Genomic DNA, 24,043 nt, shown 5'->3' on the forward strand with positions numbered 1-24,043 from the left:
CCGTTCATTCACCGCGCCGCATTCGACACTTTGGGCCCGTTCCGGGCTTTCGGGGCACCCTGCACAAAGGCCCGGTTCGGCCCCAAGGGTATTTCATCTGCCAAAAAGGAAGATCATTGGGGGCTTTTCATAAGGCAAGGGAGCGCGCGGGCCGGCGTTTCATCTCTACGCTCGTGTCTGCTCCGGAATCCCCATGTCGTCCATGAGCACCTTCATTTCTGCCGGAGGCGACACGCACAAGGTTCTAAAAGCTTCCAGGAACCCCACCAGAATCCGGTGATGTGAACAGCGCCCGTGAGTGTGCCATGGCGGGGTCGCAATGGCACTTGGATGCCGCGTCCTGCTATTACCTTGCTATTTCGAAGAGCGCGGCTCTATATTGATAAGCTAAACTTGATTTCGGCGTCGCCCGACGATCTCTTTCGAGAGCCAACCGGTCATATCCGTGGTCCCGTTCAGAACCGCCGCGCGGCTTTCGCCCGGCGGCAATTTTCTATTCTAAAGGTAAACTATGTCCGTTGGAAAAGTTAAGTGGTTCAATGCTCAAAAGGGTTTCGGCTTCATTCAGCCCAATGATGGCGGCAATGATGTGTTCGTGCACATTTCCGCCGTCGAGCGCGCTGGCATGGGCTCGCTCAATGAAGGCCAGGAAATCAGCTACGACGTTCAGATGGATCGCGGCAAGTCTTCCGCCTGCAATCTGAAGTCGGCTTGAGAGTGAGGGGGGCGACCTGAGCCGCCCCCCTGCATTTTCACCGCATGCCGGCCGGTCCCAAAGCCAATGGAGGATTATTGCGATGCTGAGACCCCTGTTTTCCAAGCAAGTTGAAGAATCGCAACGTGTCGCCAAGGAAAACCGCGACCGCGACCGTCAGCGCGAGCAGGAAGTTCTGAAAGAGCGGGCAAAGGCGAACGCCGTCGTCGCCGAAAAGACGGCGAAGCTGCGCGCCCTGCGCCTCGCCAAGGAAGCCGCCGAGCGCGAAGAACTGGCCAAGGCCCCGCCCGCTGAAAAGCCACGCAAGCGCAAGAAGACGTCAGCCGACAGCACCGCAGCTACCGCGTCGGACTGATCCGAACCCCAACCCCTCCACCTTGAGGGAGGGGCCTTCGACCGAGTTCAATCGATCGACCTCGCTATAGGACCCTGATAGGGGCAGGGTGCGGGTGGTTGGTTCAGGCGAGGCGGCTGTGCTTGCCGGCGTCCTGGGTGACGGCGGTTTCGACATAGCGGACCAGGTCCGTCACCGCGGCCACCTGCGACGCCGCCGAGGTATCGATCACCAGATCGGCCGCCGGCGGTGCCTCATACGGGGCATCGATGCCGGTGAAGTTGCGAATCTCGCCGGCACGTGCCCGGGCATAGAGACCCTTCGGGTCGCGCGCTTCGCAGGTCGCGAGGTCCGCCTTCACATAGACCTCGCGGAAATTGGCGCCGACGATATTGCGCGCCTTCGCCCGCTCGGCCGCGTAAGGCGAGATGAGCGACGTGATGACGATGAGGCCGGCATCGGCGAATAGCCTTGCTACTTCCGCCGTGCGCCGGATGTTTTCGACGCGCTGTTCGGGCCCGAAGCCCAGATCGTTGTTGAGGCCCGAACGCAAGGCGTCGCCATCCAGCACATAGACCTGACGGCCCTTGGCGAAAAGTTCGCGCTCCAGTGCCATGGCCAGGGTCGATTTGCCGGAACCCGAGAGACCGGTAAGCCAGATGACGGCGCCCTGATGGCCGTTGGCGGCGGCACGAGCCTTGTTGGTCACCAGATGGTCCGGGCTGAACAGCAGGCGCGGCTCCTCCGCGAGCTTCGCTTCCGCGGCCCTGCCCAGGATGACGGCGCCGCCGACGATATCGCCGGCGCGTACCAGCACGGCTCGACCGGTCTTGGTCAGTTCGTCGACCAGGTCGATCGCCATCAGCGACCGGCTGCGCACCAGTACTTCGGCGATGCCGTTCTGGCCGACGCGGTCGGCGACCTGCCGCTCCAAGGAATCGACATCGATGACCGCGCGGATGCCTTCGACGGCGACCGGATATTCCGAGGTCGCGACCTTCAGGCCGATGCGGTCGCCCGGTTCCAGCGGCTGGGTGTCGAGCCAGAACAGGCGTAGCACTGCTTCATGCGTCAAGTGCGGCTGGCGTTCCGGATGGCTCGCCACCATGCCGCGTTCGATGAAAAGTTCGTCGTCCAGCGTCAGTGCCACCGACTGGCCGGCGCCGGCCGCAATCTGTGGCGCCGCGTTCCAGGCTTCGATGCTGGCGACCTTGGCCGACTTGCCGGTCGGCGCGAAGGTCAATGTGTCGCCGACTTTGACGCGGCCGCTTTCGATACGGCCCACGACCAGGCGGCGGTGGTCGAATTTGAACACGTCCTGAACCGGCAGGCGCAGCGGCAATTCAGTGGCCGGTCGCGCTGCCTCGAAACCATCGAGCAGTTCGACCACGGTTTCGCCCCGATACCATGGCGTCTGCGATGAACGCGCCACGACATTGTCGCCATGCCGCGCCGAGATCGGCACGATGGCCTTCGGCGTCAGACCCAGTTCGGCAAGGAACGCCGTAATCTCGTCGGCGACGATCTGGAAACGCTTGGGATCGAAATCGATAAGATCGATCTTGTTGACGATGACCGCCACCTGACGCAGTCCCAGCAATTGCAGGATCAGCGCATGGCGGCGCGATTGTTCGCGGACACCTTCGGCGGCATCGATCACCAGCAACGCGGCCTGGGCCTGGGCCACGCCGGAAACGGCGTTCTTCAGGAATTCCTTGTGCCCCGGCGCGTCGATGATGACATAGGGCCGCCTGGCCGTGTGGAAGAAGATCTGCGTCGTGTCGATGGTGATACCCTGGTCGCGCTCCGCCTGGAAGGAATCCAGCAGGAACGACCATTCCAGCGTGCCGCCGCGCTTGTCGCTGGCGGCCTGCAGTTCGGCGAGCTTGCCCTCGGGCAGGCTGCCCGTGTCGTGCAGCAGGCGGCCGATCAGGGTCGACTTGCCATGGTCGACATGGCCGACGATGGCGAACGGAAAACGCGCCTGTCCCGGCGCCGCATCGTCATTGGCTGTTGGCACGACGGCCTTCGGTGTTTTCAAGGGCAGAACGGTCATGATCGGCATCCCCTTACATATATCCGGAAGCGCGCAGGCGCTCGAACGCATCCTCGCGCTCATGGTCCATGGCGCGGCCGGCGCGCTCGGAGGTCTTGGTCGAACGCAACTCGGCGATGATCTCGTCGAGGCTGGCGGCCTCGGAGGCAACGGGCGCGGTGATGTCCTGGTCGCCCAACGAGCGATAGCGCCTGCCGTCGCGTGCGAAGTAGAGCGGCACCAGCGGAATGTTCTCGCGCTGCACATAGCGCCAGATATCGAGTTCGGTCCAGGACAGCAGCGGATGGATGCGCATATGCGCGCCGTCCGGCAGGCCGGCATTGAAATGGTCCCAGAATTCCGCCGGCTGGTCGCGGAAATCCCAGGTGCCGCCATCGGCGCGCGGGGAAAAGACGCGTTCCTTGGCGCGCGTCGCCTGCTCATCGCGGCGGATGCCGGCGATGACGCCCTTGAAGCCGAACTCGTCGATGACGCGCTTCAGGCCGGTCGTCTTCCTGGCCGCGGAACGCGCGGCCGGCGGCAGGCTCGGGTCGATCTCCTCGACTGGCGGGCAATCGCGCACGATGAGGTTGAGGTTCCATTCCTTGGCATAGCGGTCGCGGAAATCGTACATCTCCGCGAACTTCTTGCCGGTATCGACATGCGTCACGGGGAAGGGCACATGGCCCAGAAACGCCTTCTTGGCCAGCCATAGCATGACGTTGGAATCCTTGCCCAGCGACCACAGCATGGTGATGGGCTTCAGGCGGCTATAGGCCTCGCGCAGGATGAAGATGCTCTGCGCTTCCAACTGGTCGAGATCGGTGGGGCTGTTCGGAACCTGGGTCATCTTCTTCTTGTCTTTCAATTGCGGTGAATGCCGCATTCGGTCTTCTCTAATCCGGCCCAGCGGCCGGAACGGGCATCGGCGCCATCGGCGACACGGATGGTACAGGGCTTGCAGCCGATCGATTTGAACCCGTCATAGACAAGCGGATGCTGCGGCAGCTTGAACTGCTTGAAGGCCGCTTCGATATCGGCGGCGTCGAGGCGCGCCAGCGGGTTGACTTTCACGCGGCCAGCCAGGGTTTCAAAGACCGGCAGCGCGGCGCGGGCGCGGCTCTGATACCGCTTGCGTCCGGTGATCCAGGCGTCGAAGGGTTCGAGCGCGCGCTCCAGCGGATCGACCTTGCGCAGCTGGCAGCAGAGGTCCGGATCGGTCGACCACAAGGAACCGTCCGGGTCATGCTTGGCGATCGCCGCCATATCGGGCTCGACCGAGCGCAGGTCGGTGAAATCGAAACGACCGGCGAGAATGTCGCGGTACATCAGCGTCTCGTCGAAATGCTTGCCGGTATCGAGGAAAAGGATCGGCGTCGTCCTGTCCACTTCGGCCAGCAGGTGCAGCAGCAGTGCGGATTCCGCGCCGAAGGACGAAACCAGCGCGACGCGCTTGGGGAAAATGTCGTGCAAGGCGGCTTCGAGAATCTCGATGGGCGTCGATTCCGCAAAACGCTCATTGAGCGCGCGCACGAGCGCCGTCTGATCCGGATGGGATTCAAGCGGCGTGGCGATGGCGTCGGCGGTGATCGGGTCGAGTTGCATCGGCGTGATCCAGCTCTTCATGATATACGCATGAAGGAACGTTAAATAATCTACGGTGTGTGAAAATATTTAGCACGCGCAGTCGAGGCGTCAATTGAATTATTCGCATCTTATGTGATACTAAAAATAACATATCTATTGTAAGTGTGAAATATGTGAAGACTGCTGGAAACATTAATGGGAATAATATGTTAAGTGAACAGACGTATAATTCCTCGCCAACTCGTTGGGTCTGGCGTTTTGGGATAATTCCTGAATGAATCACGTATTGTCGTATTTGCTGCAACGGTGAAAATAAACAATTTGAGTGTGAAATATAGTTTAGCCAAGTTGTTCAGCCGCGCACGGCGGAGACGAGGCGTCCGCTATAGATGCGGCGTCCGGTCGGTTTGCCGCCCGGGGCGCCGCCGCTGGATTCGACCGTGATGACAATCGATGCGCCCGGCGCCAGCCATTGCCGAATGCGTCCGCGCAGCGTTACCGCTGCAGCGCGCGTTCCTTCCATGAGGCCCGCGGAATGCGTGCTGCCATCGTCGCCGACGATCCATAGCTCATAGATCCTGCCGGCCGGCAGTTCGGGGAGATCGTCGCTGAGTGCGACGGTGCCAGTGTCATCGACCGTGACGGCAAACGTGTCGGGAATACGGATCGCATCGGATCCGCGGGCCGCGATCCAGACGAGGGAAACAAGGATCGCCGCCAGGACGATCGCCAGAAAGTACGTCGGATTCAGTGTTTTCATGCCCTTCCTACGCCTCGATGGCGCTGCCGGTTCACCGAGGGCTTGTCGTATTTCCTGTGGGTATTGTCGAGAATCGTCATCCAACCTCATGGGCGCCGCCTATGCAGATGGGATCGTTCGTGCATCGAGGGAGTTGAGGACATGACGGAAGCAGTGAAAGTCGAGCGGCGCGGCGCGGTGCTGGAAATCACGCTCGACCGGCCCAAGGTCAATGCGATCGATATCGAAACGTCGCGCAAGCTGGGGCATGCCTTTTGCCTGCTGCGCGACGATCCAGACCTGCGCGTCGGCATCGTTACGGCAGCCGGCGAGAAGATCTTTTCCGCCGGCTGGGATCTGAAAGCGGCGGCCGCGCAGAACCTGGTCGGCAAATGGTGGAAGCACGATTACGGCCCCGGCAGCTTCGCCGGCCTCACCGAACTCTGGGACCTCAACAAGCCCGTCATCGCGGCGGTCAACGGCCTTTGCATCGGCGGCGGCTGGGAACTGGTGCTGGCCTGCGATCTCGTCATCGCCGCCGAGCATGTCGAGTTTTCGCTGCCCGAACTGCCGCTTGGCATCGTGCCGGATTCCGGCGGCGTGCAGCGCCTGCCCAAACGCCTGCCGCACAACATCGCCATGGAAATCCTGCTGCTCGGCCGTCGCATGCCGGCGCTGGAGGCGGCGCATTACGGCTTCGTCAACAAGATCGTGCCGGGGGAAAAACTGCTGGAAGCGGCGCGCGAATGGGCCGATCTGATCGCCACCGGCGCCCCGCTCACGGTCCAGGCGTTGAAGGAATGCCTGCGCCACATGGAAGCGATTTCGGTCGAGGACAGCTTCAAGCTGATCCGGTCGGGCACGATGAAGACCTATGAGGCGGCGGATTCGTCGGCCGATGCCAAGGAGGGCGTCAAGGCTTTCGCCGAGAAGCGGAAGGCCGATTTCAGGGGGAATTAAGCCGCCGGAGAGGGGCCTGAACGGGGTCGCCGACGATACCTTTTTCGCCCCTTCGCGGCGGCCCTCACACGATAATCTGCGCCATCTGGTTGCTGACTTCGACCACCGCCTGATGCACCCCGTCATTGAAGGTGTAGGTGGTGAAGTCGTCGCCATGGTCGGTGGCCGTCCAGCCGTCGCCGGTCAGCGTCAGGCTGTCGCCCTTCTGGCCGAGGATGGTGAGGTGATGGTTTCCCTCGGTCATGTCGAGCACGTCGTCGATGGAAATCGAGATGTCGTTATGGCCGGCGCCCCTGGCGTCGATGACTTCGACATTGTCCAGCATTCTGGCGTGGCCGTGGCCGAAGCTCATATTGTCTTGGCCCAACTGCACGGTGTCGTGGCCGGCGCCCAGGTCGTGGTACTGGCCGATTTCCTGGACGTCGAGATGCAGCAGATCGTCCGAACTGTGGCTGAATTCGATCGCCACCGTGCTGACATTCGAGTGCTGGCTGTCCGCGTCGGTGACTTCATAGCTGATCTCGCGGCTGCTCTCGTCCGTGCTCGTGGTCGAGAAATAGACGTGGTTGATGAAATCCTCGAACGCCTCGATCGTTTCGACGCCGGCCTTGGCTGCAATCGTGATGGTCAGATCGTCGCCGTCATGGGTGACCGATACGTCGAATAGCGGATTGTCGGGGACGTTGAGATTGTCGCCAGGCTGGAAGCCGTCGGTCGTGATCACGGCGCCGGCCAGATGCGTGCTGTCGGCGTCGTTGAGATCGACCGAGGGCTGGGTCACGGTCTGGGTGAGCTTGTTGATATTGTAGCTGCCCATATCGACGCTGATGACCACGTCCTGATAGTCGCGGTCGCCACCGCCGGCGAGATCCTCGAAACCGACATAGAGCTTGCCGTCATTGGGCGTGGCGGTGCCGGAGAGCGTGTGCTCGATGTCGTTGCTGTTGCCGTCGGTGTTGAGCGACTTGTCGTGGGTGAAATAGATGTTGCCGGCGAGCGGCTTGCCGTCGACCAGAATCCGGCCGTTGCCCTTGGCGTCCATCGCGAAGCTCAGATGCTGGTTGATCGCCGCGAGATCGTCGTCGTAATTGTCGGCCTTGTCATTGTCGGCGATGGAACCCAGCAGCTTCTGATTGTTCTTGTTGCTGGCGCCGTCGGCGACGATGAAGAAACCGAGCCTGGTATCGGCGGCGACATTGCCGAGCGATATTTCCGACGGCTGCGAATTGCCCAGGAAATCCTTGCCCAAGGCACCGCCCGCGACGCCCTGCTTGACCTGGCTGGCATCGAGCCAGACCAGCTTGACGCTGTCCGGGACGATGTTGCCATTGGCATCGAAGGCATAGACACCGACCATCGACTTGTACCCGGCACCCTCGGACACGAAGCCCAGCTTCACTTCGGCCGATTGGGCCAGGGTGAGGTTGCGGCTGTCGACACCGTTCACCATGGCAGGGTCGATCGCCTTGCCTTCGCTGCCGCCCTTGGTGAGATAGTCGCCGACCTTTAGATCGCCGAGCGGGTTCTGTTTTCCGGTCGTGACGGTGGTATGGTATTCGACCTTGCCGCCTTCGGCGGTAACCTCGGGCGCGAGATAGGCCGCCTCGTTGGCAAGGACTGTCTGCAAGGGGGCGATATCGTCCTCGAGCACATCCGCGCGGCGCGATTGCGTGTCGAGATCAGGGGTGGAAGGCTGGTCCGTCTGCTGCAGGCCCCCGACCGACGCCAATCCGCCGATACCGTGTGCATCTTCGAACACGGCAAAGCGACCGCCGCCGCTATCGGCTTCGGTGGGTTGATCCGCGCCCGGTCCACCCGCTGCGGTCTGGAAATTGGCGAGGTCTTCCGGATCGCCGGCCAGCAGCTCGGTGAACTGATCGACTGGCATTGTGGTGCCGTCGGGCAGAGTCAGCTGCGTCGCCTGGGCGAGATCCTGCGGGCGGCCTTGCGGATTGCCGGTGGTGTCGAAGAAGGCAAGATGAGTGCCGTCGATTTCGACAAGAAACTTACCGAGCTTGACAAGCTGCGCCATGGCGGGTGGTCTTCCTCAAAATCCCTTGCTGGAAAGATGTGCGCAGCCGGGTCTTTTGAGCAGGGGCGAGGCGTCCGAATATGCATATCCTTGTGTGCATATAAGATCGAAATCGTGCAACAGGCCCAGGCAGCTCAACGAATTAACTTCTCGATAACTTTTTGCGGCGAATGCGCAGCAAGTTTTAGACCTTGTTTACAAAGTTGCAGGACGTAGGGATAAATGTACTGCGTCGACCGCCTGGAAGGTTTGCTGACCGATGACCGATACCGCAATCAAAGCGCTGTCCGCCATTGCCAAAAGGACGTCCAGGAAGTCGGCGAAGATTGCCAGGAAGGCGCCTAAGGATGGTGCCGCGAAGCCGGTCCTCCTCGCGGGCGGCAATCCTCAGGTCGCGAAGGCGGAGGGCGACGCGCCCGTGCGGGCCTATATCGCGGCCATGCCGGGCTGGAAACGCGATGTCGGGCGCCGCCTGGACATGCTCATCGCGCGCCGTTCCCGGCGTGCACAAGGCGGTGAAGTGGAACTCGCCCCTTTATGGCATTGAGGGGCAGGGCTGGTTCCTCGGTTTTCATTGCCTAACGAAATACATCAAGGTGGCCTTCTTCCGCGGCGCGTCGCTGCGCCCTGCTCCCCCTGGCGAGTCAAGGAACAGGGACACGCGCTATCTCGATATCTACGAGGGCGACGAGTTCGATGAGGCTCAACTGGTCGCGTGGGTGAAACAGGCCAGTAAATTACCCGGCGAACGAATGTGAGAGGCGAATGAAAACAGCGATGAAGAAGGCGCCGGCAATCGTGAAGGCGAGGACGGGCGGCTCGAAGGAAGAGAAGGGCGAAACATCTCCCTCTCAGCTGATAGACGCGAGAATCGCGGAGCTGGGCGACTGGCGGGGCAAGATGCTCAGCCGCCTGCGTGCCTTGATAAAGGAGGCGGATCCCGGAATCGTCGAGGAATGGAAGTGGCGGGGCGTTCCGGTGTGGTCGCATGGTGGGTTGATCTGCACAGGCGAGACATACAAGAACGCCGTCAAGATGACCTTCGCCAAAGGGGCGGCCTTGAAAGACCCCTCGCGCCTCTTCAACGCCAGCCTTGAGGGGAACACAAGGCGCGCCATCGACCTACACGAAGGCGAGGAGATCGACGGGGATGCGTTGAAGGCGCTCATTCGCGCTGCCGTGGCCCTGAACAAGTCCAAGACCAAGTAGCATAGGAAAATGCAACAGCGGTTCTGGGAGAAGCATGCCTTCGTCATGCCCGGGTCAGCTCCAGGCCAATCGCATGTGGCATTCTTTAGGCTGATCCCCGGACTTGACCCGGGGATCAGCCTGCAACAGAAGACCAGAGCCCGGTCAATCCTGATGCCCGGGTCAAGCTCGGGCATGACGCATCTGGGTCAATGCGATTGAATTGCGCTTCCGGAGAGGTGCGGTTGGGGGAGAATTCTAACTTTCGAACGGCCGCAGCAAGGCGCGCGAGATGATGTGGCGCTGGATTTCCGACGTACCGTCCCAGATGCGCTCGACGCGCGCGTCGCGCCAGAAGCGTTCGATGCCGGTTTCTTCCATCAGGCCCATGCCGCCGAAAATCTGCACGGCCTGGTCGGTGACGCGGGCCAGCATCTCGGTCGAGAACAGCTTGGCGATGGCATAATCCTGGTCCTGGACGGTGCGCTCGACGGTCTTCCATGCGGCCTGGAGGACGAGGAGGTTGGCGGCCTCGATCTCGGTCGCCATGTCGGCAAGCTTGAAGGAGACGCCCTGGAACTTGCCGATGGTCTGGCCAAACTGCTTGCGGGTGGCGGCCCAATCGACCGCCATTTCCATGGCGCGCTGGGCGCGCCCGACGCATTGCGCGGCCACGGTGAGGCGGGTGGCGCCGAGCCAGGTGTTGGCCACGTCGAAGCCGTGATGGACCTCGCCCAGCACCTGGCGCTTGTGCACCCGGCAATTGTCGAAGACCAGTTCGCAATGATGGAAGCCGCGATGGCTGACCGACCGTGATCCCATGCGAACCTCAAGGCCTGGCGTATCCTTGTCGACAAGGAAGCTGGTGATCAGCTTCTTCGGCCCGCGCTTGGTGTCTTCGATGCCCGAGGCCGTGAACAGGATGATGTAATCGGCGACATCGGCATAGGAAATGAAATGCTTGGTGCCGTTGATGACAAAGTCATCGCCCTCGATTGTCGCGCGCGTCTTCATCGACCGCACATCCGAGCCCGCGTCGGGTTCGGTGATGGCAAGGCATTCGATGCGCTCGCCCCGGATGGTCGGCAGCAGATAGCGTTCCTTCTGCTCGTCGTTGCAGGCCCGCAGGATGTTGCTCGGGCGATGCACGGCATATTGCAGGGCAAAGCTGGTACGGCCCAGTTCGCGCTCAAGCAGTGTGAGGGCGAGATGGTCGAGACCGCCGCCGCCCAGCTCTTCCGGCATATTGGCGGCGTAGAAGCCGGCCTTGATGGCGCGCTCGTGAATCTGGTGGATGAGTTCCGGGCGGACCTTGTCGGTCTTTTCGACTTCGTTCTCGTAGGGCACGAGTTCGGCTTCGACGAAGGCACGGGTCGCCTCGACGAGCATCTGCTGCTCGCTGGTCAATCCGAAGTTCATGGTCCTCACCCCTTCCTAGGCGGTAGTGCAATCGCCCGACCGGACTGAATGGGTCGCGGCAGTTTCGCATGCTCGGCGGCGATTTTCTCGATCGCGGCCAGGACATCCGACTGGAACGGCGCCACGCGGGGGCCGGTCATGTCCATGGAAAGCTGCATCTGCTCGTTGGTCGCCACCGGTTCCGTCTCGTCGCCGCGATACATGGTGTGGAAGATATGCAGACGCTTGGCGTCAAAACCCAAGAACATCGTCTCGACGCGGACTTCCGTATCTACCTTCACCTCTTTCAGATAGTTGAGGTGCAGTTCGGCGGTGAACAGAGAATGCTTGCCGCGCTCCCGCCCCGCCGCATCGAGCCCGATCTGGTCCATCATCGCGTCCGTCGCGTGACTGAAGATAACCAGATAGAAGGCGTCGTTGAGGTGGTTGTTGTAGTCGACCCATTCGGGCCGGACCACCTCGCGATGCGGGTGGAGACCGATCGGGCGGAGCGGGGCGCTCATCGCATTAATCCTCGTACTTCCATCCGTGTTTGGCCTTGGCATCGGTGATCGCGTTGATGACCGAGATGATGCAATCGTCGCGCAGGCGCTCGAGATCCTTGATCGAATGCTTACCGGCCTGCGCTTCGGTCCCTTCGACGATCTTGTCGATGAGGTCATCGGTCAGCGGCGGTGCCTTCAGATGCGTCCATGGGAGGTCCAAGGCCGGCCCGAACTGCTCCAGGAAGTGCTTCATGCCCGCTTCGCCGCCGGCCATGTGATAGATCATGTACATGCCGAAGAACGACCAGCGAATGCCGAAGCCGAAGCGGATGGCGTCGTCGAGTTCGCCGGTGGTGCAGTAGCCGTCCTTAATCATATGGAGGCCTTCGCGCCACACTGCTTCCAGCAGGCGGTCGGCAAGGAAGCCCGGGACTTCCTTGCGCACATGAAGCGGGCGCATGCCGAGGCTCTTGTAGAATTCGATCGCCGCGTGGACGGCTTCGGGTGAGGTCCATTTGCTGGGGCAGACTTCGACCAGCGGCAGCAGGTAGACCGGATTGAAGGGGTGGCCGACCATGCAGCGTTCCGGATTCTTGGCGTCCTTATAGAAGTCCGAGGGCAGCAGGCCGGAGGTCGAGGAGCCGATCATGGCATCCGGCTTGGCCGCGGCCGTGATCTGGGCATGAAGCTTCAGTTTCAGGTCTTCGCGCTCGGGCGCAGATTCCTGGATGAAATCGGCATCCTTCACCGCTTCCTCGACGGTGGCGACGAAGGTGAGGCGGTTCTGCGAGGCGCCTGGCTTCAGGCCGACCTTTTCCAGCGCCGGCCAGGCATTGGCGACATTGGCGCGCAGCTGCGCCTCGGAACCTTGGCCCGGATCCCAGGCGACGACGTCGAGACCGGCTGCCAGAAAACGTGCGGCCCAGCCGGAGCCGATGACGCCGGTGCCGATGACGGCGGCTTTCTTGATGTTGGTGATCATTTACAATTCCTTCCTAACAGTTCACTGCGGCCAGAGTGGATGCCCGGGTCAAGCCCGGGCATGACGAATTAATAAGGACCGTCATTGCCGGGCTTGACCCGGCAATCCACTGCTGGCCACAAATCCTTACCCACGGGCCTTGAGGCCGAGCTTCTTGCGGCCTTCGGCCGGGGTGAGCGGGCGGGCGCCCAAGCGCGTGACGATCTCGCAGGCGCGCTCGGTGAGGGAACCGTTCGAGGCGTGGACGCCCTTGTCGAGCCAGATATTATCTTCGAGGCCGACGCGGACATGGCCGCCAAGCAGCAGCGCCTGCGCCAGCATCGGCATCTGCATGCGGCCGATACCGAAGCCGGCCCAAATGGCGCCTGCCGGCAGATTGTCGACCATGGCCTTCATCGTCGTGGTATCGGCGGGGGCGCCCCAGGGAATACCCAGGCACAGCTGGAACATCGGGCTGTCGCCGAGCAGGCCTTCCTTCTGCATCTGCTTGGCGAACCAGAGATGGCCGGTGTCGAAGATTTCAAGTTCCGGCTTCACGCCCAGTTCCTGCACCTTCCTGGCGCCGGCGCGCAACATGTTCGGGGTCGAGATGTAGGTATAGTCGCCGTCGCCGAAATTGAGCGTGCCGCAATCGAGCGTGCAGATTTCCGGCAGCAGGGCTTCGACATGGGCGAGGCGGGTGAGGGGGCCGACCAGGTCGGTCGCCTTGCCGAACTTGAAGGGATCCTCGCCAGCGCCGATTTCCAGGTCACCGCCCATGCCGGCGGTGAGGTTGATGATGACATCGGTGCCCGAGGAGCGGATGCGGTCGACCACTTCGCGGTAGAGGTTGACGTCGCGGCTGCCCTTGCCGGTCTCCGGATCACGCACATGGCAATGGGCGACCGTGGCGCCGGCCTTGGCGGCTTCGATCGCGGCATCGGCGATCTGCTTGGGCGTCACCGGAATGGCGGGGTGCTTGCCCACGGTATCGCCGGCACCCGTGACGGCGCAGGTGACGATCACTTCGTAATTCATGGCTGGCTCTCTCTTTGCGGCATGAAGATTCTTGAGATGGCAGGGATGCTGGCTTGGCGGCCTGTTTTCGGGTTGACGCATTCCGACAAGCGATTGATGAATACCGACTTGAGCCGAACTCTCGCATCAGCGAAGGGCGGGCATGATTCCGAGGGCGGGGCGGCGGCGCTCGGCGCTTGGCGCCTTGCCGGCCCAGGCGTGATAGGAGCGGGAAAAATGCGCGGCGGAACCGAAACCGCAGGCCACCGCCACCTCGACGATGGACATGTCGGTATATTGCAGCATGGACCGCGCCCGCTGCAGGCGCAGATCCAGGTAATAGCGGCGCGGCGACATGCCGAAATAGCGGTCGAAGAGCCGTTCCAATTGGCGCAATGACATGCCGGCCGCCTTGGCCAGCGCCGCGCTCATGACCGGTTCCTCCAGGCGCGATTCCATCAGCTGAATGACGCGCGAGAGGCCGGCATGATTGATACCCTGGCGCTCCTTGGGCTCCATGCGCTGGCGATCGCCGGGGCCGCGGATTTCGGGATGGATGAACTGTTCCGAGACGGCGGCGGCGATGCGGTGGCCATGCTGGCGGCGGATCATGTGCAGCATCAGGTCGAGCGAGGCGGTGCCGCCGGCGCAGCTCCAGCGGTTGCGGTCGATGACATAGAGGGCGTTCTCGACCTCGACCTTTGGAAAGGCTTCGGCGAAACTGTCGAGGCTTTCCCAATGCGTGGTGGCTCGGTAGCCGTCGAGGAGGCCGGCACGCGCCAGCAGAAAGGCGCCGGTATCCATGGCTCCCAGCTCGACGCCCGCCGCGTTCTGGCGCTGCAGCCATTGCTTCAAGGCGGCATCGAAATGGCGCAAGGGATTGAAGCTGGCGCAGATGGCAACCATCGGATAGGGCGGATGCCTGGCGATGGAATGGTCGGCGGCCAGCGACATGTTGTTGGACGCCGTCACCGGATTGCCGTCGCGCGAGAGCACTTCCCAGCGATAGAGCTGGCGGTCCGCCATGCGGTTGGCGACGCGCAGCGGCTCGATCGCCGAGACGAAGGCCATCATCGAGAAGAGCGGCATCAGCAGGAAGCCAATCGTCATGGTCTGGTCGTTGGCGGGCGCTGGATTCATGTTCGTCAGGGTTCGCGTTGCGGCTGCGGTCGATTTCGGTTGTGGGGCGCGATGATGCAGTGTCGAATGCGCCCTGCGCAAGGATCAGCAAATCTTGGCGGGAGTCCAGATGGGAAGCGGGATAAAGCCGGCCGACGCGCTGGTGGCGGCCTTCATCGAAGATACGGACGGCGTTTTCACGGCGCAATACGATGCCCTGCCGATGGCCGAGCAGCGCCGGATCTATGATGCCTATTGGCAGCGGTATCATGCGCCGCATCCGGCTGGGGTCAGCGTGGAGACGGTGATGGTGCCAGCCGGCAACGGCGCGCGCCGCGCCTTGCTCTATCGGCCGGCCGGCGCCGGCGCCGCGTCGCTGCCGGTCGTGGTCTATTTCCATGGCGGCGGATGGATGCTGGGATCGCCGGAGAGCCACGATCTGGCGACGGCGCGCATCTGCGCGGGAGCGGGCGTCGCGGTACTGTCGGTCGATTACCGGCTGTCGCCCGAGCATGTCTTTCCCGATGCGCTCATGGACTGCCTGGCCGCCGTCACCTGGGTGGCGCGCGAAGGGCGGGAACAGGGGCTCGACCCGGCGCGCCTGGCCGTCGCGGGGGACAGCGCCGGCGCCAACCTGGCGGCCGGGCTCTGCCTCTGGATCCGGGACCATGGCGGGCCTTCCATCCGCCTGCAGGCATTGATTTATCCGGCCCTGAGCGTGGGTGTGGCGCCGGGCAGTTCGGGCGGGGTGTCGGCGGCCGCCATGAGCCATTACGTCACGTCTTATTTCGGCGGGCAGAGCCTTGCCGGCAACGCCTATGCGATGCCGCTTTCCGCCAAGTCTTTTGCCGGACTGCCGCCGGCCTTCATCGCCACCGCGGAAATGGACCCGATCCGACCGCATGGCGAAATGCTGGCCGAACGTCTTCGTCATGCTGGCATACCGTGCGATTATACTTGTGGTTCCGGGCTTCCGCACACTTATCTGAGGCTGGTCCATCTGTCGCCCGCGGCAGCGGGGGAACTTGCGCGCTGCTGCGATGCGATCAGGGCCGCCCTTGCGGTGCAGTAGATGCGCGCAGCGTGAGAAAATGCAGCACGATCCGGTGATTGTGTCGCATAGCAATGGCCGCATGTCGTAATTCATCAAGAATTCTTGCCGCGCTGCCCTAATGATGGCTTAACTAGAAGAAACCGAGAAGCCGGTGCGCGGAGCAACAATCTGACAGCATCGGTCGTGCAACAGGGTTAGCCGCCGGTCGGCATGGGGTCGGTCGGTTCGGCCGTTAGGGAGAGACCAGAATGAATCAATGGGAAGAGTTGCAGCAGGCCGCTTTCGCCAAGCGCGTCTCGCGGCGTGATTTCATGCGCCGCGCGGCGGCGCTGGGCGTTTCGACGGCCCTGGCCACCGGCGTGCTGAGCCGCGCCGGCTATGCGCAGGAACCGAAGAAGGGCGGCACGTTCAAGATCGGCCTGGGCCATGGCGCCACGACGGATTCGCTGGATCCCGCGACCTATCCGGACCAGATGACCGGCACCGTGGGCTGGGGCGCCACCGGCAACAGCCTGACCGAGATGGATACGGCCGGCAACATCGTCGGCGACCTGGCCGAGAGCTTCGAGCCGTCGGAAGGCGCCAAGAAGTGGGCGTTCAAGCTCAGGAAGGGCGCCACCTTCCACAACGGCAAGGCCGTGACGGTGGAAGACGTGGTTGCCTCCTACAAGCACCATATGGGCCCGGATTCGAAATCGGCGGCGAAGTCGGTTGTCGACACGATCGAGGAGATCAAGGCGGATGGTGACAACATCATCATCACCCTGAAGGGCGCCAATGCCGACTTCCCCTTCTATGCCAGCGACTATCACCTGAAGACCATGCCGGCCAAGGCCGACGGCAAGGTCGATTGGGAATCGGGCATCGGCACCGGTCCCTACATGATCGAGAAATTCGATCCGGGCGTCGGCGCCAAGCTGAAGCGTAACGACAATTTCTATGGCAAGGCCTATTTCGACGATGTCGAGATCAAAGTCATCGCCGACGTGGCGGCGCGCACCAATGCGCTGACCTCGGGCGAAATCCACTTCATGGACCGTTGCGACCTCAAGACCGTCAACCTCCTGAAGAAGAACCCGGATATCAACGTCACGGAAGTAACCGGCTATGGCCATTACATCTTCGTGATGAACGTGACCGCGGCGCCGTTCGACAATCCGGATGTTCGCAATGCGCTGAAGAACGCCATCGATCGCGAGGAAATCGCCAAGAAGGTGTTCCACGGCTATGCGACCGCCGGCAACGACAATCCGATTGCGCCGTCGGTGCAGTATGCGATCAACCCGGAACCGGTGCACACCTTCAACCCGGACCTGGTGAAGGAATTGCTGAAAAAGGCGGGCAAGGAAGGCCTCACGGTCGATCTGTCCGTTTCCGACGCGGCCTTCTCGGGCGCCGTCGATGCAGCGACGCTTTTCAAGGAGAGTGCTGCCAAGGCCGGCATCAACATCAACGTCATCCGCGAAGCGGCGGACAGCTATTGGGACGCGGTGTGGCTGAAGAAGCCGTTCTGCGCCTCCTACTGGAACGGCCGTCCGACCTGCGACTGGATGTTCACGACCGCCTACGCGGCCGAGGCACCGTGGAACGATACCTTCTGGAAGAACCCGCGCTTCAACGAGTTGCTGGTTGCCGCCCGTTCGGAAACCAATTCCGATACCCGCGCCAAGCAGTATGCCGAAATGCAGCAGCTGCTGCATGACGATGGCGGTCTCATCAACATCGTCTTCAACAACTATGTCTCGGCCCATTCCAAGGCGGTCGCCCACGGCGACCTGCTGTCGAACTGGGATGTCGACGGGATGAAGATCTGCTCGCGCTGGTGGATGGCCTAAGCTTCCGGTAGGGGACGCGATCGGGCTGCTGCCGAAAGGCGGCGGCCCGATCTTTCCCTTTTGGGGACTTTCTCGCGAAATCGCAGTTCGACTTAACCAGGGGACATCGCTGGGTGCGGTGGGAACGTGATGCATCCAATCACACGAACGATCCTGCAGCGATTGGGGCTGGGTCTGATGACCCTGTTCATCGTGTCGATCGTCATCTTCTCGCTGGTCGAATGGCTGCCGGGCGATTTCACCAAGGCCATTCTCGGGCAGGCCTGGACGCCAGAGACAGGTGCCGCCTTCGAACGCGAGATCGGTCTCGATAAGCCGCCGGTCACACGCTATGTCAATTGGGTCGTCGACGTGGTGCAGGGTGATTTCGGCGAATCCTTCGCCAGCCGTGTCGATTACCGCCGCACGGTGGCCGAACTTATCGCGCCTCGCCTCGCCAACACTCTGTTCCTGGCTAGCCTCACGGCGCTTATCGCCGTACCGCTGGCGCTGGGGCTCGGAATCCTCGCCGCCCTCTATCGCAACTCGCCTTTCGACCGGATCGTGAACGCCCTGACGCTGACGACGATCTCGATGCCGGAATTCTTCATGGCCTATCTGCTGATGCTGTTCCTGTCCGTGAAACTGCACTGGTTCCCGAGCCTGGCATCGGTCGATGCGGACACGGCGTTGGGCGAAAGGCTGCTGCGCTGCGCCCTGCCGGCGCTGACACTGACGCTGGTGATCGTCGCGCACATGATGCGCATGACGCGTGCCGCCATCATCAACCTGCTGGCCAGCCCCTATATCGAGATGGCGCGGCTGAAGGGTCTCAGCAAAGGCCGTGTGATCCTGCATCACGCCCTGCCCAATGCCTGGGCACCGATCGTCAATGTGATCGCCTTCAACCTGGCCTATCTGGTGGTCGGCGTCGTGGTGGTCGAAGTGGTATTCACCTATCCCGGCATCGGCCAGCTGATGGTCGATGCGGTGACATCCCGCGACATCCCGGTGGTGCAGGCATGTGCGCTTATTTTCGCCGCCACCTACATCCTCTTGAACCTGACGGCGGACATCATCTCGATCGCGACGAACCCCCGCCTGCTGCATCCGCGCTGAGGGGAAGAGGACACAAGGAATGGCTGAAGCTGTGACAACCAAGGTACCCAGGGCCCGGCGCTCGAAGCGGGCAACGGCGCTAAGGGAACTTAAGAAAGCGCCATGGAGCGCCTGGTTCGGCTTGGTCGTGCTCTTCGGTTATGTCGTGGTGGCGCTGTTCGCCCCCTATATCGCCCCGTTCAAGGAAGCCGAGGTCGTGGGCGATTCCTATCTACCCTGGGCGGCGCCTTATTACCTGGGCACCGACCAGCTCGGCCGCGACATGCTTTCGCGCATGATCTTCGCCGCGCGCAATTCCATGGGCATCGCCTTCGCCGCCACGATGTTCTCGTTCCTGACCGGCGGTTTGCTCGGCATCATGGCCGCGATCCTGCGCGGCTGGTTCGACCAGGCGGTGAGCCGCTTCGTCGATGCCTTGATGGCCATCCCCAGCCTGATCTTCGCGCTGATGATGCTGTCCATCCTGGGGCCAACGGCGATCAACCTCATCATCGTCATCGGCGTGGTCGATGCGACCCGCGTCTTCCGCCTGACGCGCGCCGTTTCGATGAATGTCGTATCACTCGATTTCGTCGAGGCAGCACGCCTGCGCGGCGAGGGGGTGGGCTGGGTTGTGCTGCGCGAAATCGTGCCCAACATCATGCCGCCGCTGGTGACCGAGTTCGGCCTGCGTTACTGCTTCGTGTTCCTGACCATCAGCTCATTGTCCTTCCTGGGCCTGGGCCTGCAGCCGCCGACCGCCGATTGGGGCCTGATGGTGAAGGAGAATGCGACGCTGATCATCTATGGCGATATCACCCCGCTGCTGCCGGCCGGCGCCATCGCGCTGCTGACGGTCGCGATCAACTTCATCGTCGATTGGTTCTTGCACAAGACAAGCGGGTTGCGCGATGGGCAATGACAATTTGAAGCAACCGGGGCGTACCAAGGGAGATGTTCTCCTGGAAATGCGCGGCGTGATGATCGAGGGCGAGAGCGACGATGTCTGGCATCAGATCGTCAAGGGCATCGACCTGACGCTGCGCCGCGGCGAGGTGCTGGGCCTGATAGGCGAATCGGGTGCCGGCAAATCGACCCTGGGCATCGCCGCGATGGGCTTTGCGCGCCCGGGTTGCCGTTTCAACGGTGGCACGGTTACCTTCGACGGTATGGACCTGCTGAAGGCCACGGACGAAGAACGCCGCAGGCTGCGCGGTTCCCGCATCGCCTATGTGGCGCAGAGCGCCTCAGCCTCGTTCAACCCGGCACACCGGCTGATCGACCAGACGATCGAGACCGAAACCCAGCACGGCATCCGCGAGACTGCAGCGGCGGTGGCCGACGCCAAGGATCTTTACGGCAGGTTGCGTCTGCCGGATCCGAACAATATCGGCTCGCGCTATCCGCACCAGGTTTCGGGCGGGCAGCTGCAGCGCGTGATGACGGCGATGGCAATGACCTGCCGGCCGGATCTGATCATCTTCGACGAGCCGACCACGGCATTGGACGTCACCACCCAGGTCGAGGTACTCGCCTCGATCCGTGCCATCGTGGAGGAGTTCCATACAGCGGCGATCTACATCACCCATGACCTGGCGGTCGTGGCGCAGATGGCGCACCGCATTATGGTGCTGCGGCACGGTAAGCTGGTCGAGGAAGCGCCGACGCGCGAGATGCTGGCGGCGCCGAAGGAAGCCTATACACGCTCGCTCTGGGCCGTGCGCGGCCTCGCCAAGCAGGAAACGACTACCGAGGACCTGATCCTGAAGGTCGAGAATGTTGATGCCGCCTATGGCAATGCGGTGAAGATTCTGGACAATGTTTCGGTCTCGGTGCCGCGTGGCCGGACAGTCGCCGTGGTGGGTGAGTCCGGCTCAGGCAAATCGACGCTGGCCCGCGTCGTCACCGGTCTGCTGCCACCCAGCAAGGGTTCGGTCAAGTTCAACGGCGCCGACCTGCCGCCGGCTCTTGCCCAGCGGGACAAGGAGAGCCTGCGCCGCATCCAAATGATCTATCAGAGCCCGGACACAGCACTCAATCCGCGGCACCGGGTTTATGACATCATCGGGCGGCCGCTGACTTTTTATCATAATCTTCGCGGCAACACGCTGGAGGCTCGGATCGTCGAGCTGCTGAAGATGATCGAGCTCGACGAGAGCTATATCGACCGGCTGCCGGCCGAAATGTCGGGCGGCCAGAAGCAGCGTATCTGCATCGCCCGCGCCCTGGCGGCGGAACCCGATCTCATCATCTGCGACGAGGTTACGTCGGCACTGGATCAGATCGTGCAGGAGGAAATCCTCAAGCTGCTGCTGCGCCTGCAGGCCGAGTTCGACATTTCCTACCTTTTCATCACGCACGATATCGCGACGGTGCGCGCCATCGCCGACGAGATTGTGGTCATGAACCAGGGTAAAGTGGTACAACAGGGCCTCAAGACCAAGGTTCTGTCGCCACCTCATCCGGCCTATACCGAATTGCTGCTGTCATCCGTCCCGGAAATGGATCCGGACTGGTTGACCAATCTGCTGCAGAAACGGCAGGCCAAAGCCAAGTGAGTGCCCCTTCATGGCCGAAGCCGTCGATCTGCCGCTGGATTTCCGCGTTACCGAACATCTCTGGATCACACTGAAGGACGGTTGCCGCCTGGCGGCCAGGCTGTGGCTGCCTGAAGGTGCCGATAATAAGCCGGTTCCGGCGATCCTTGAGTACATTCCTTATCGCAAGCGAGACGGTACGCGCGCACGTGACGAGCCGATGCATTCCTATTTCGCTGGCCATGGCTATGCTGTCCTGCGCGTCGATATGCGCGGCTCCGGCGAGAGCGACGGATTGCTGTGGGACGAATATATCCAGCAGGAACAGGATGACGCGCTTGAGGTCATCGACTGGATGGCGGCGCAGAACTGGTGCGACGGCCAGATCGGGATGATGGGGAAATCCTGGGGCGGGTTCAACTGCCTGCAGGTCGCAGCCCGCCGGCCGAAGGCATTGAAGGCCGTGCTGTCGGTCTGTTCGACCGATGACCGCTATGCCGACGATATCCATTACATGGGCGGCTGCCTGCTCAACGACAATCTGTGGTGGGGCACGATCATGCTGGCCTATCAGGGCCGGCCTGCGGATCCGGAACTTGTCGGCGCCGGATGGCGCGACCAATGGCGGGAGCGGCTGGAGAACATGCCGTTCTGGCCGGCCCTGTGGCTTAAGCACCAGCGCCGCGATGCTTACTGGCAGCATGGTTCCGTCTGCGAGGACTGGGATGCGATCCAGGTCCCCGTCTATCTTGTCGGCGGTTGGGTCGATTCCTACACCAATGCCGTGCCGCGCATGCTGCAGCACCTCAAGGTGCCGCGGAAAGGCGTCATCGGCCCATGGGCGCATATCTATCCGCAGGACGGCACGCCGGGGCCGGCGATCGGCTTCCTGCAGGACGCCGTTGCCTGGTGGGATCGCTGGCTGAAAGGCAAGCAGAACGACGCCGATAGGGGCCCGATGCTGCGTGCCTGGATGCAGGATTACACGCCGCCGGAAACAACGCGGCTGTCCCATCCCGGCCATTGGGTGGCGGAGGACAGCTATCCCTCGACCGGTATCGCGCCGGAGGTTTTCTACCTGAACAAGGATGGTCTATCGCCGATCGGTGGGACGGAGGAGAGCCTGCCGCTCTGCTCGCCCCAGCATGTCGGCATGGTCGGCGGCGAATGGATGGGGGCTGGATGCGTCGGCGAACTGCCGGGCGATCAGCGTCTCGACGATGTCGGTGCGCTCGTTTTCGACAGCGCGCCGCTCAAGGAAGCGATGCAGGTTCTGGGCGCACCGGAACTCGATCTGGAATTCACCAGCGACAAGCCTGTGGCGCAGCTCTGCGCGCGTCTCTCGGACGTGGCGCCGGATGGGAAGGCGCTGCGCGTCAGCTTCCAGGTGATCAACCTGACGCATCGCGACTCCCATGCCAATCCGACCGCGCTGGAACCGGGCAGACGCTATCGCTTCAAGCTGGTGATGAATGCCTGTGGCCATCGCTTCGCCGCCGGTCACCGCCTGCGCATTTCGTTGACCAGCGCCTATTGGCCACTGATCTGGCCGGCACCGGAAGTCGTAACACTCGGTATCGTCGCCGGGGTAAGCCGCCTCAGCCTGCCACACCGCCGCCCGCAATCGAATGACGGCGTGGAACCGTTTGAGAAGCCCGTGGCGGGAGCGGCGACACCGATGACGCAGATAAGTGCCGGCAGCGTCAAGCGCGAGGTCGTCTACGACCTTGTGTCCGGCAGCGTCACCAACATAACCGATACGGAAGGCGTCTTTGGTGAAGGGCGGCTGCGCTTCGACGAGATCGGCACAGAGGTGCTGCACAATATCCGCCGCGAGCTGAAGATTGCGCCGCACGATCCCCTTTGCGCGTCCTACACCTGCAAACAGACCTATGTGCAGTCTCGGCCGGGCTGGGACATCCGTATCGATGTCACCTGCCGGATGAGTTCGACCCATGACGATTTTGTCATGACGGCGGAACTCGACGCCTTCGAAAACGGCGAGCGCTTCGCCAGCCGAAACTGGCGCGAAGTGGTGAAGCGGGATTTACTTTGAAAGGATTCTCCGCATTCGCGGAAAGTCCTCGATCTGAGTTACGGCTCGACTGGCGTTTCGCCGGGCAGGCCCCATTCCGCCCATGAGCCGTCATAGACGGCAACGTCGCGGTGCCCGATCAGGCTGAGTCCCAGTGCCAGAACGCAGGCGGTGATGCCGGAGCCGCAGGAGGTCACGACCGGCTTCCTGAGGTCGATGCCGGCAGCGGTGAACCTGGCCTTCAACGTATCGGCATCGTGAAAGGTCTGGTCCGGCTTCAGCAACTGCGTGTAAGGCAGGTTCCTGGCGCCCGGAATGTGGCCGGAGCGGCGGCCGGGCCAGAGTTCGGGCTCGGCTGCATTGAAGCGGCCGCTGGCGCGGGCATCCAAAGCCTGTTCGCGCCTGCTGCCGATGTTGGCCAGCATCTGCGCCTTGCTGCGCACCTGTGTGTTGTCGAGGCGCGCGCTGAAGTGGCGCTCACGCGGATTTGGCAGCAGATCGTCCACCGGGCGTCCTTCCGACAGCCATTTCGGCAGGCCGCCATCGAGGACAGAAACTTCCTTGGCGCCGAAGATCCTGAACATCCACCACACGCGTGCCGCACTCATCATGCCGGTGCCGTCATAGACGACGATGCGGTTGCCGTCGCCGATGCCGAGCCTGCGGACGCGCGAGGCGAATTTCTCGGGTGCCGGCAGCATATGCGGCAGGTCGACATTCTTGTCGGCGATATCGTCGATATCGAAGAAGACGGCGCCCGGAATATGCCGCTCGTCATACTCGGCGCGGGCATTCCTGTTCTGCATCGGCAGATAATAGGTGGCGTCCACAACGCGCAAGTCAGGCTGGTTCAGATTGGCCTGCAGCCAGTCGGTCGAAACAAGGTATTGCGGATTGGCGAAGCTGTTGGTCAT

The 24,043-nt window shown here is 62.3% G+C and carries 22 protein-coding genes; 11 read left to right on the forward strand and 11 right to left on the reverse strand.

Going from position 1 to position 24,043, the window contains the following annotated elements:
* Nucleotides 1–511 precede the first annotated feature (511 nt).
* On the forward strand, nucleotides 512–715 hold the full coding sequence (locus ACE3TY_RS09450) for a cold-shock protein (RefSeq protein ID WP_374652776.1): 204 nt from the start codon (nucleotides 512–514) through the stop codon (nucleotides 713–715).
* Between the two features lie 82 nt (nucleotides 716–797).
* Complete coding sequence (locus tag ACE3TY_RS09455; protein ID WP_374652777.1) at nucleotides 798–1,070, forward strand: hypothetical protein; 273 nt, start codon at nucleotides 798–800, stop codon at nucleotides 1,068–1,070.
* A 103-nt stretch (nucleotides 1,071–1,173) separates the two neighbouring features.
* Here ACE3TY_RS09455 and cysC read toward each other — a convergent pair whose 3' ends face one another.
* From cysC to ACE3TY_RS09475, 4 genes are all read right to left on the reverse strand, one after another.
* Entirely contained in the window at nucleotides 1,174–3,105 is a 1,932-nt protein-coding gene (cysC, locus tag ACE3TY_RS09460) for an adenylyl-sulfate kinase (RefSeq protein WP_374652778.1), read from the reverse strand.
* A 13-nt stretch (nucleotides 3,106–3,118) separates the two neighbouring features.
* Nucleotides 3,119–3,934: a sulfate adenylyltransferase subunit CysD gene (gene cysD, locus ACE3TY_RS09465; RefSeq protein WP_374652851.1), complete on the reverse strand. Its 816-nt coding sequence runs from the start codon at nucleotides 3,932–3,934 to the stop codon at nucleotides 3,119–3,121.
* Between the two features lie 14 nt (nucleotides 3,935–3,948).
* Nucleotides 3,949–4,710: a phosphoadenylyl-sulfate reductase gene (locus ACE3TY_RS09470; protein ID WP_374652779.1), complete on the reverse strand. Its 762-nt coding sequence runs from the start codon at nucleotides 4,708–4,710 to the stop codon at nucleotides 3,949–3,951.
* Between the two features lie 313 nt (nucleotides 4,711–5,023).
* On the reverse strand, nucleotides 5,024–5,431 hold the full coding sequence (locus tag ACE3TY_RS09475) for an anti-sigma factor domain-containing protein (RefSeq protein WP_374652780.1): 408 nt from the start codon (nucleotides 5,429–5,431) through the stop codon (nucleotides 5,024–5,026).
* 141 nt (nucleotides 5,432–5,572) lie between these two features.
* On the opposite strand from ACE3TY_RS09475, the gene ACE3TY_RS09480 reads away from it, so the two are divergent.
* Nucleotides 5,573–6,370: an enoyl-CoA hydratase-related protein gene (locus ACE3TY_RS09480; RefSeq protein WP_374652781.1), complete on the forward strand. Its 798-nt coding sequence runs from the start codon at nucleotides 5,573–5,575 to the stop codon at nucleotides 6,368–6,370.
* A gap of 64 nt (nucleotides 6,371–6,434) precedes the next feature.
* Here ACE3TY_RS09480 and ACE3TY_RS09485 read toward each other — a convergent pair whose 3' ends face one another.
* Nucleotides 6,435–8,402, reverse strand: coding sequence for a DUF4114 domain-containing protein (locus tag ACE3TY_RS09485; RefSeq protein ID WP_374652782.1), 1,968 nt, complete (start codon nucleotides 8,400–8,402; stop codon nucleotides 6,435–6,437).
* A 458-nt stretch (nucleotides 8,403–8,860) separates the two neighbouring features.
* Here ACE3TY_RS09485 and ACE3TY_RS09490 point away from each other — a divergent pair, with 458 nt between their 5' ends.
* Nucleotides 8,861–9,160, forward strand: a complete 300-nt coding sequence (locus ACE3TY_RS09490) for a DUF1801 domain-containing protein (RefSeq protein ID WP_374652783.1) — start codon at nucleotides 8,861–8,863, stop codon at nucleotides 9,158–9,160.
* 7 nt (nucleotides 9,161–9,167) lie between these two features.
* Complete coding sequence (locus ACE3TY_RS09495; protein ID WP_374652784.1) at nucleotides 9,168–9,611, forward strand: DUF1801 domain-containing protein; 444 nt, start codon at nucleotides 9,168–9,170, stop codon at nucleotides 9,609–9,611.
* A 237-nt stretch (nucleotides 9,612–9,848) separates the two neighbouring features.
* Here the strand turns inward: ACE3TY_RS09495 and ACE3TY_RS09500 are convergent, their stop codons facing one another.
* The 5 genes from ACE3TY_RS09500 to ACE3TY_RS09520 all read right to left on the reverse strand — a co-directional run bounded on the left by ACE3TY_RS09500 (nucleotide 9,849) and on the right by ACE3TY_RS09520 (nucleotide 14,612).
* Nucleotides 9,849–11,009 carry an acyl-CoA dehydrogenase family protein gene (locus tag ACE3TY_RS09500; RefSeq protein ID WP_374652785.1) on the reverse strand — a complete coding sequence of 387 codons (1,161 nt, stop codon included), beginning with the start codon at nucleotides 11,007–11,009 and terminating at the stop codon, nucleotides 9,849–9,851.
* A 5-nt stretch (nucleotides 11,010–11,014) separates the two neighbouring features.
* Complete coding sequence (locus ACE3TY_RS09505; protein WP_374652786.1) at nucleotides 11,015–11,512, reverse strand: thioesterase family protein; 498 nt, start codon at nucleotides 11,510–11,512, stop codon at nucleotides 11,015–11,017.
* Between the two features lie 4 nt (nucleotides 11,513–11,516).
* A complete protein-coding gene (locus ACE3TY_RS09510) occupies nucleotides 11,517–12,476 on the reverse strand; it encodes an L-carnitine dehydrogenase (protein WP_374652787.1) in 960 nt (319 codons plus the stop codon).
* 126 nt (nucleotides 12,477–12,602) lie between these two features.
* Complete coding sequence (locus tag ACE3TY_RS09515; protein ID WP_374652788.1) at nucleotides 12,603–13,493, reverse strand: 3-keto-5-aminohexanoate cleavage protein; 891 nt, start codon at nucleotides 13,491–13,493, stop codon at nucleotides 12,603–12,605.
* A 126-nt stretch (nucleotides 13,494–13,619) separates the two neighbouring features.
* Complete coding sequence (locus ACE3TY_RS09520) at nucleotides 13,620–14,612, reverse strand: GlxA family transcriptional regulator (protein WP_374652789.1); 993 nt, start codon at nucleotides 14,610–14,612, stop codon at nucleotides 13,620–13,622.
* A 109-nt stretch (nucleotides 14,613–14,721) separates the two neighbouring features.
* Here ACE3TY_RS09520 and ACE3TY_RS09525 point away from each other — a divergent pair, with 109 nt between their 5' ends.
* The 6 genes from ACE3TY_RS09525 to ACE3TY_RS09550 all read left to right on the forward strand — a co-directional run bounded on the left by ACE3TY_RS09525 (nucleotide 14,722) and on the right by ACE3TY_RS09550 (nucleotide 23,150).
* A complete protein-coding gene (locus ACE3TY_RS09525; protein ID WP_374652790.1) occupies nucleotides 14,722–15,663 on the forward strand; it encodes an alpha/beta hydrolase in 942 nt (313 codons plus the stop codon).
* Between the two features lie 230 nt (nucleotides 15,664–15,893).
* Nucleotides 15,894–17,480, forward strand: a complete 1,587-nt coding sequence (locus tag ACE3TY_RS09530) for an ABC transporter substrate-binding protein (protein WP_374652791.1) — start codon at nucleotides 15,894–15,896, stop codon at nucleotides 17,478–17,480.
* 129 nt (nucleotides 17,481–17,609) lie between these two features.
* Nucleotides 17,610–18,578 (forward strand): ABC transporter permease, encoded by a 969-nt coding sequence (locus ACE3TY_RS09535; RefSeq protein ID WP_374652792.1) that lies wholly within the window; start codon nucleotides 17,610–17,612, stop codon nucleotides 18,576–18,578.
* Nucleotides 18,579–18,597: 19 nt separating this feature from the next.
* Entirely contained in the window at nucleotides 18,598–19,479 is an 882-nt protein-coding gene (locus ACE3TY_RS09540) for an ABC transporter permease (RefSeq protein WP_374652793.1), read from the forward strand.
* On the forward strand, nucleotides 19,469–21,115 hold the full coding sequence (locus ACE3TY_RS09545) for an ABC transporter ATP-binding protein (protein ID WP_374652794.1): 1,647 nt from the start codon (nucleotides 19,469–19,471) through the stop codon (nucleotides 21,113–21,115). The genes ACE3TY_RS09540 and ACE3TY_RS09545 overlap by 11 nt, the downstream gene beginning before the upstream one ends.
* 10 nt (nucleotides 21,116–21,125) lie before the next feature.
* Nucleotides 21,126–23,150, forward strand: coding sequence for a CocE/NonD family hydrolase (locus ACE3TY_RS09550; RefSeq protein WP_374652795.1), 2,025 nt, complete (start codon nucleotides 21,126–21,128; stop codon nucleotides 23,148–23,150).
* Nucleotides 23,151–23,188: 38 nt separating this feature from the next.
* Here ACE3TY_RS09550 and sseA read toward each other — a convergent pair whose 3' ends face one another.
* Nucleotides 23,189–24,043: a 3-mercaptopyruvate sulfurtransferase gene (gene sseA, locus ACE3TY_RS09555; RefSeq protein WP_374652796.1), complete on the reverse strand. Its 855-nt coding sequence runs from the start codon at nucleotides 24,041–24,043 to the stop codon at nucleotides 23,189–23,191.

Origin of the sequence: Dongia sp. (assembly GCF_041918875.1) — a bacterium.
Lineage (GTDB): Bacteria > Pseudomonadota > Alphaproteobacteria > Dongiales > Dongiaceae > Dongia.

Coding starts and splice junctions, on each gene's coding strand:
- ACE3TY_RS09450 (WP_374652776.1), top strand. CDS start 512: ATGTCCGTTGGAAAAGTTAAGTGGTTCAATGCTCAAAAGGGTTTCGGC.
- ACE3TY_RS09455 (WP_374652777.1), top strand. CDS start 798: ATGCTGAGACCCCTGTTTTCCAAGCAAGTTGAAGAATCGCAACGTGTC.
- cysC (WP_374652778.1), bottom strand. CDS start 3,105: ATGACCGTTCTGCCCTTGAAAACACCGAAGGCCGTCGTGCCAACAGCC.
- cysD (WP_374652851.1), bottom strand. CDS start 3,934: ATGACCCAGGTTCCGAACAGCCCCACCGATCTCGACCAGTTGGAAGCG.
- ACE3TY_RS09470 (WP_374652779.1), bottom strand. CDS start 4,710: ATGAAGAGCTGGATCACGCCGATGCAACTCGACCCGATCACCGCCGAC.
- ACE3TY_RS09475 (WP_374652780.1), bottom strand. CDS start 5,431: ATGAAAACACTGAATCCGACGTACTTTCTGGCGATCGTCCTGGCGGCG.
- ACE3TY_RS09480 (WP_374652781.1), top strand. CDS start 5,573: ATGACGGAAGCAGTGAAAGTCGAGCGGCGCGGCGCGGTGCTGGAAATC.
- ACE3TY_RS09485 (WP_374652782.1), bottom strand. CDS start 8,402: ATGGCGCAGCTTGTCAAGCTCGGTAAGTTTCTTGTCGAAATCGACGGC.
- ACE3TY_RS09490 (WP_374652783.1), top strand. CDS start 8,861: ATGTCGGGCGCCGCCTGGACATGCTCATCGCGCGCCGTTCCCGGCGTG.
- ACE3TY_RS09495 (WP_374652784.1), top strand. CDS start 9,168: ATGAAAACAGCGATGAAGAAGGCGCCGGCAATCGTGAAGGCGAGGACG.
- ACE3TY_RS09500 (WP_374652785.1), bottom strand. CDS start 11,009: ATGAACTTCGGATTGACCAGCGAGCAGCAGATGCTCGTCGAGGCGACC.
- ACE3TY_RS09505 (WP_374652786.1), bottom strand. CDS start 11,512: ATGAGCGCCCCGCTCCGCCCGATCGGTCTCCACCCGCATCGCGAGGTG.
- ACE3TY_RS09510 (WP_374652787.1), bottom strand. CDS start 12,476: ATGATCACCAACATCAAGAAAGCCGCCGTCATCGGCACCGGCGTCATC.
- ACE3TY_RS09515 (WP_374652788.1), bottom strand. CDS start 13,493: ATGAATTACGAAGTGATCGTCACCTGCGCCGTCACGGGTGCCGGCGAT.
- ACE3TY_RS09520 (WP_374652789.1), bottom strand. CDS start 14,612: ATGAATCCAGCGCCCGCCAACGACCAGACCATGACGATTGGCTTCCTG.
- ACE3TY_RS09525 (WP_374652790.1), top strand. CDS start 14,722: ATGGGAAGCGGGATAAAGCCGGCCGACGCGCTGGTGGCGGCCTTCATC.
- ACE3TY_RS09530 (WP_374652791.1), top strand. CDS start 15,894: ATGAATCAATGGGAAGAGTTGCAGCAGGCCGCTTTCGCCAAGCGCGTC.
- ACE3TY_RS09535 (WP_374652792.1), top strand. CDS start 17,610: ATGCATCCAATCACACGAACGATCCTGCAGCGATTGGGGCTGGGTCTG.
- ACE3TY_RS09540 (WP_374652793.1), top strand. CDS start 18,598: ATGGCTGAAGCTGTGACAACCAAGGTACCCAGGGCCCGGCGCTCGAAG.
- ACE3TY_RS09545 (WP_374652794.1), top strand. CDS start 19,469: ATGGGCAATGACAATTTGAAGCAACCGGGGCGTACCAAGGGAGATGTT.
- ACE3TY_RS09550 (WP_374652795.1), top strand. CDS start 21,126: ATGGCCGAAGCCGTCGATCTGCCGCTGGATTTCCGCGTTACCGAACAT.
- sseA (WP_374652796.1), bottom strand. CDS start 24,043: ATGACCAACAGCTTCGCCAATCCGCAATACCTTGTTTCGACCGACTGG.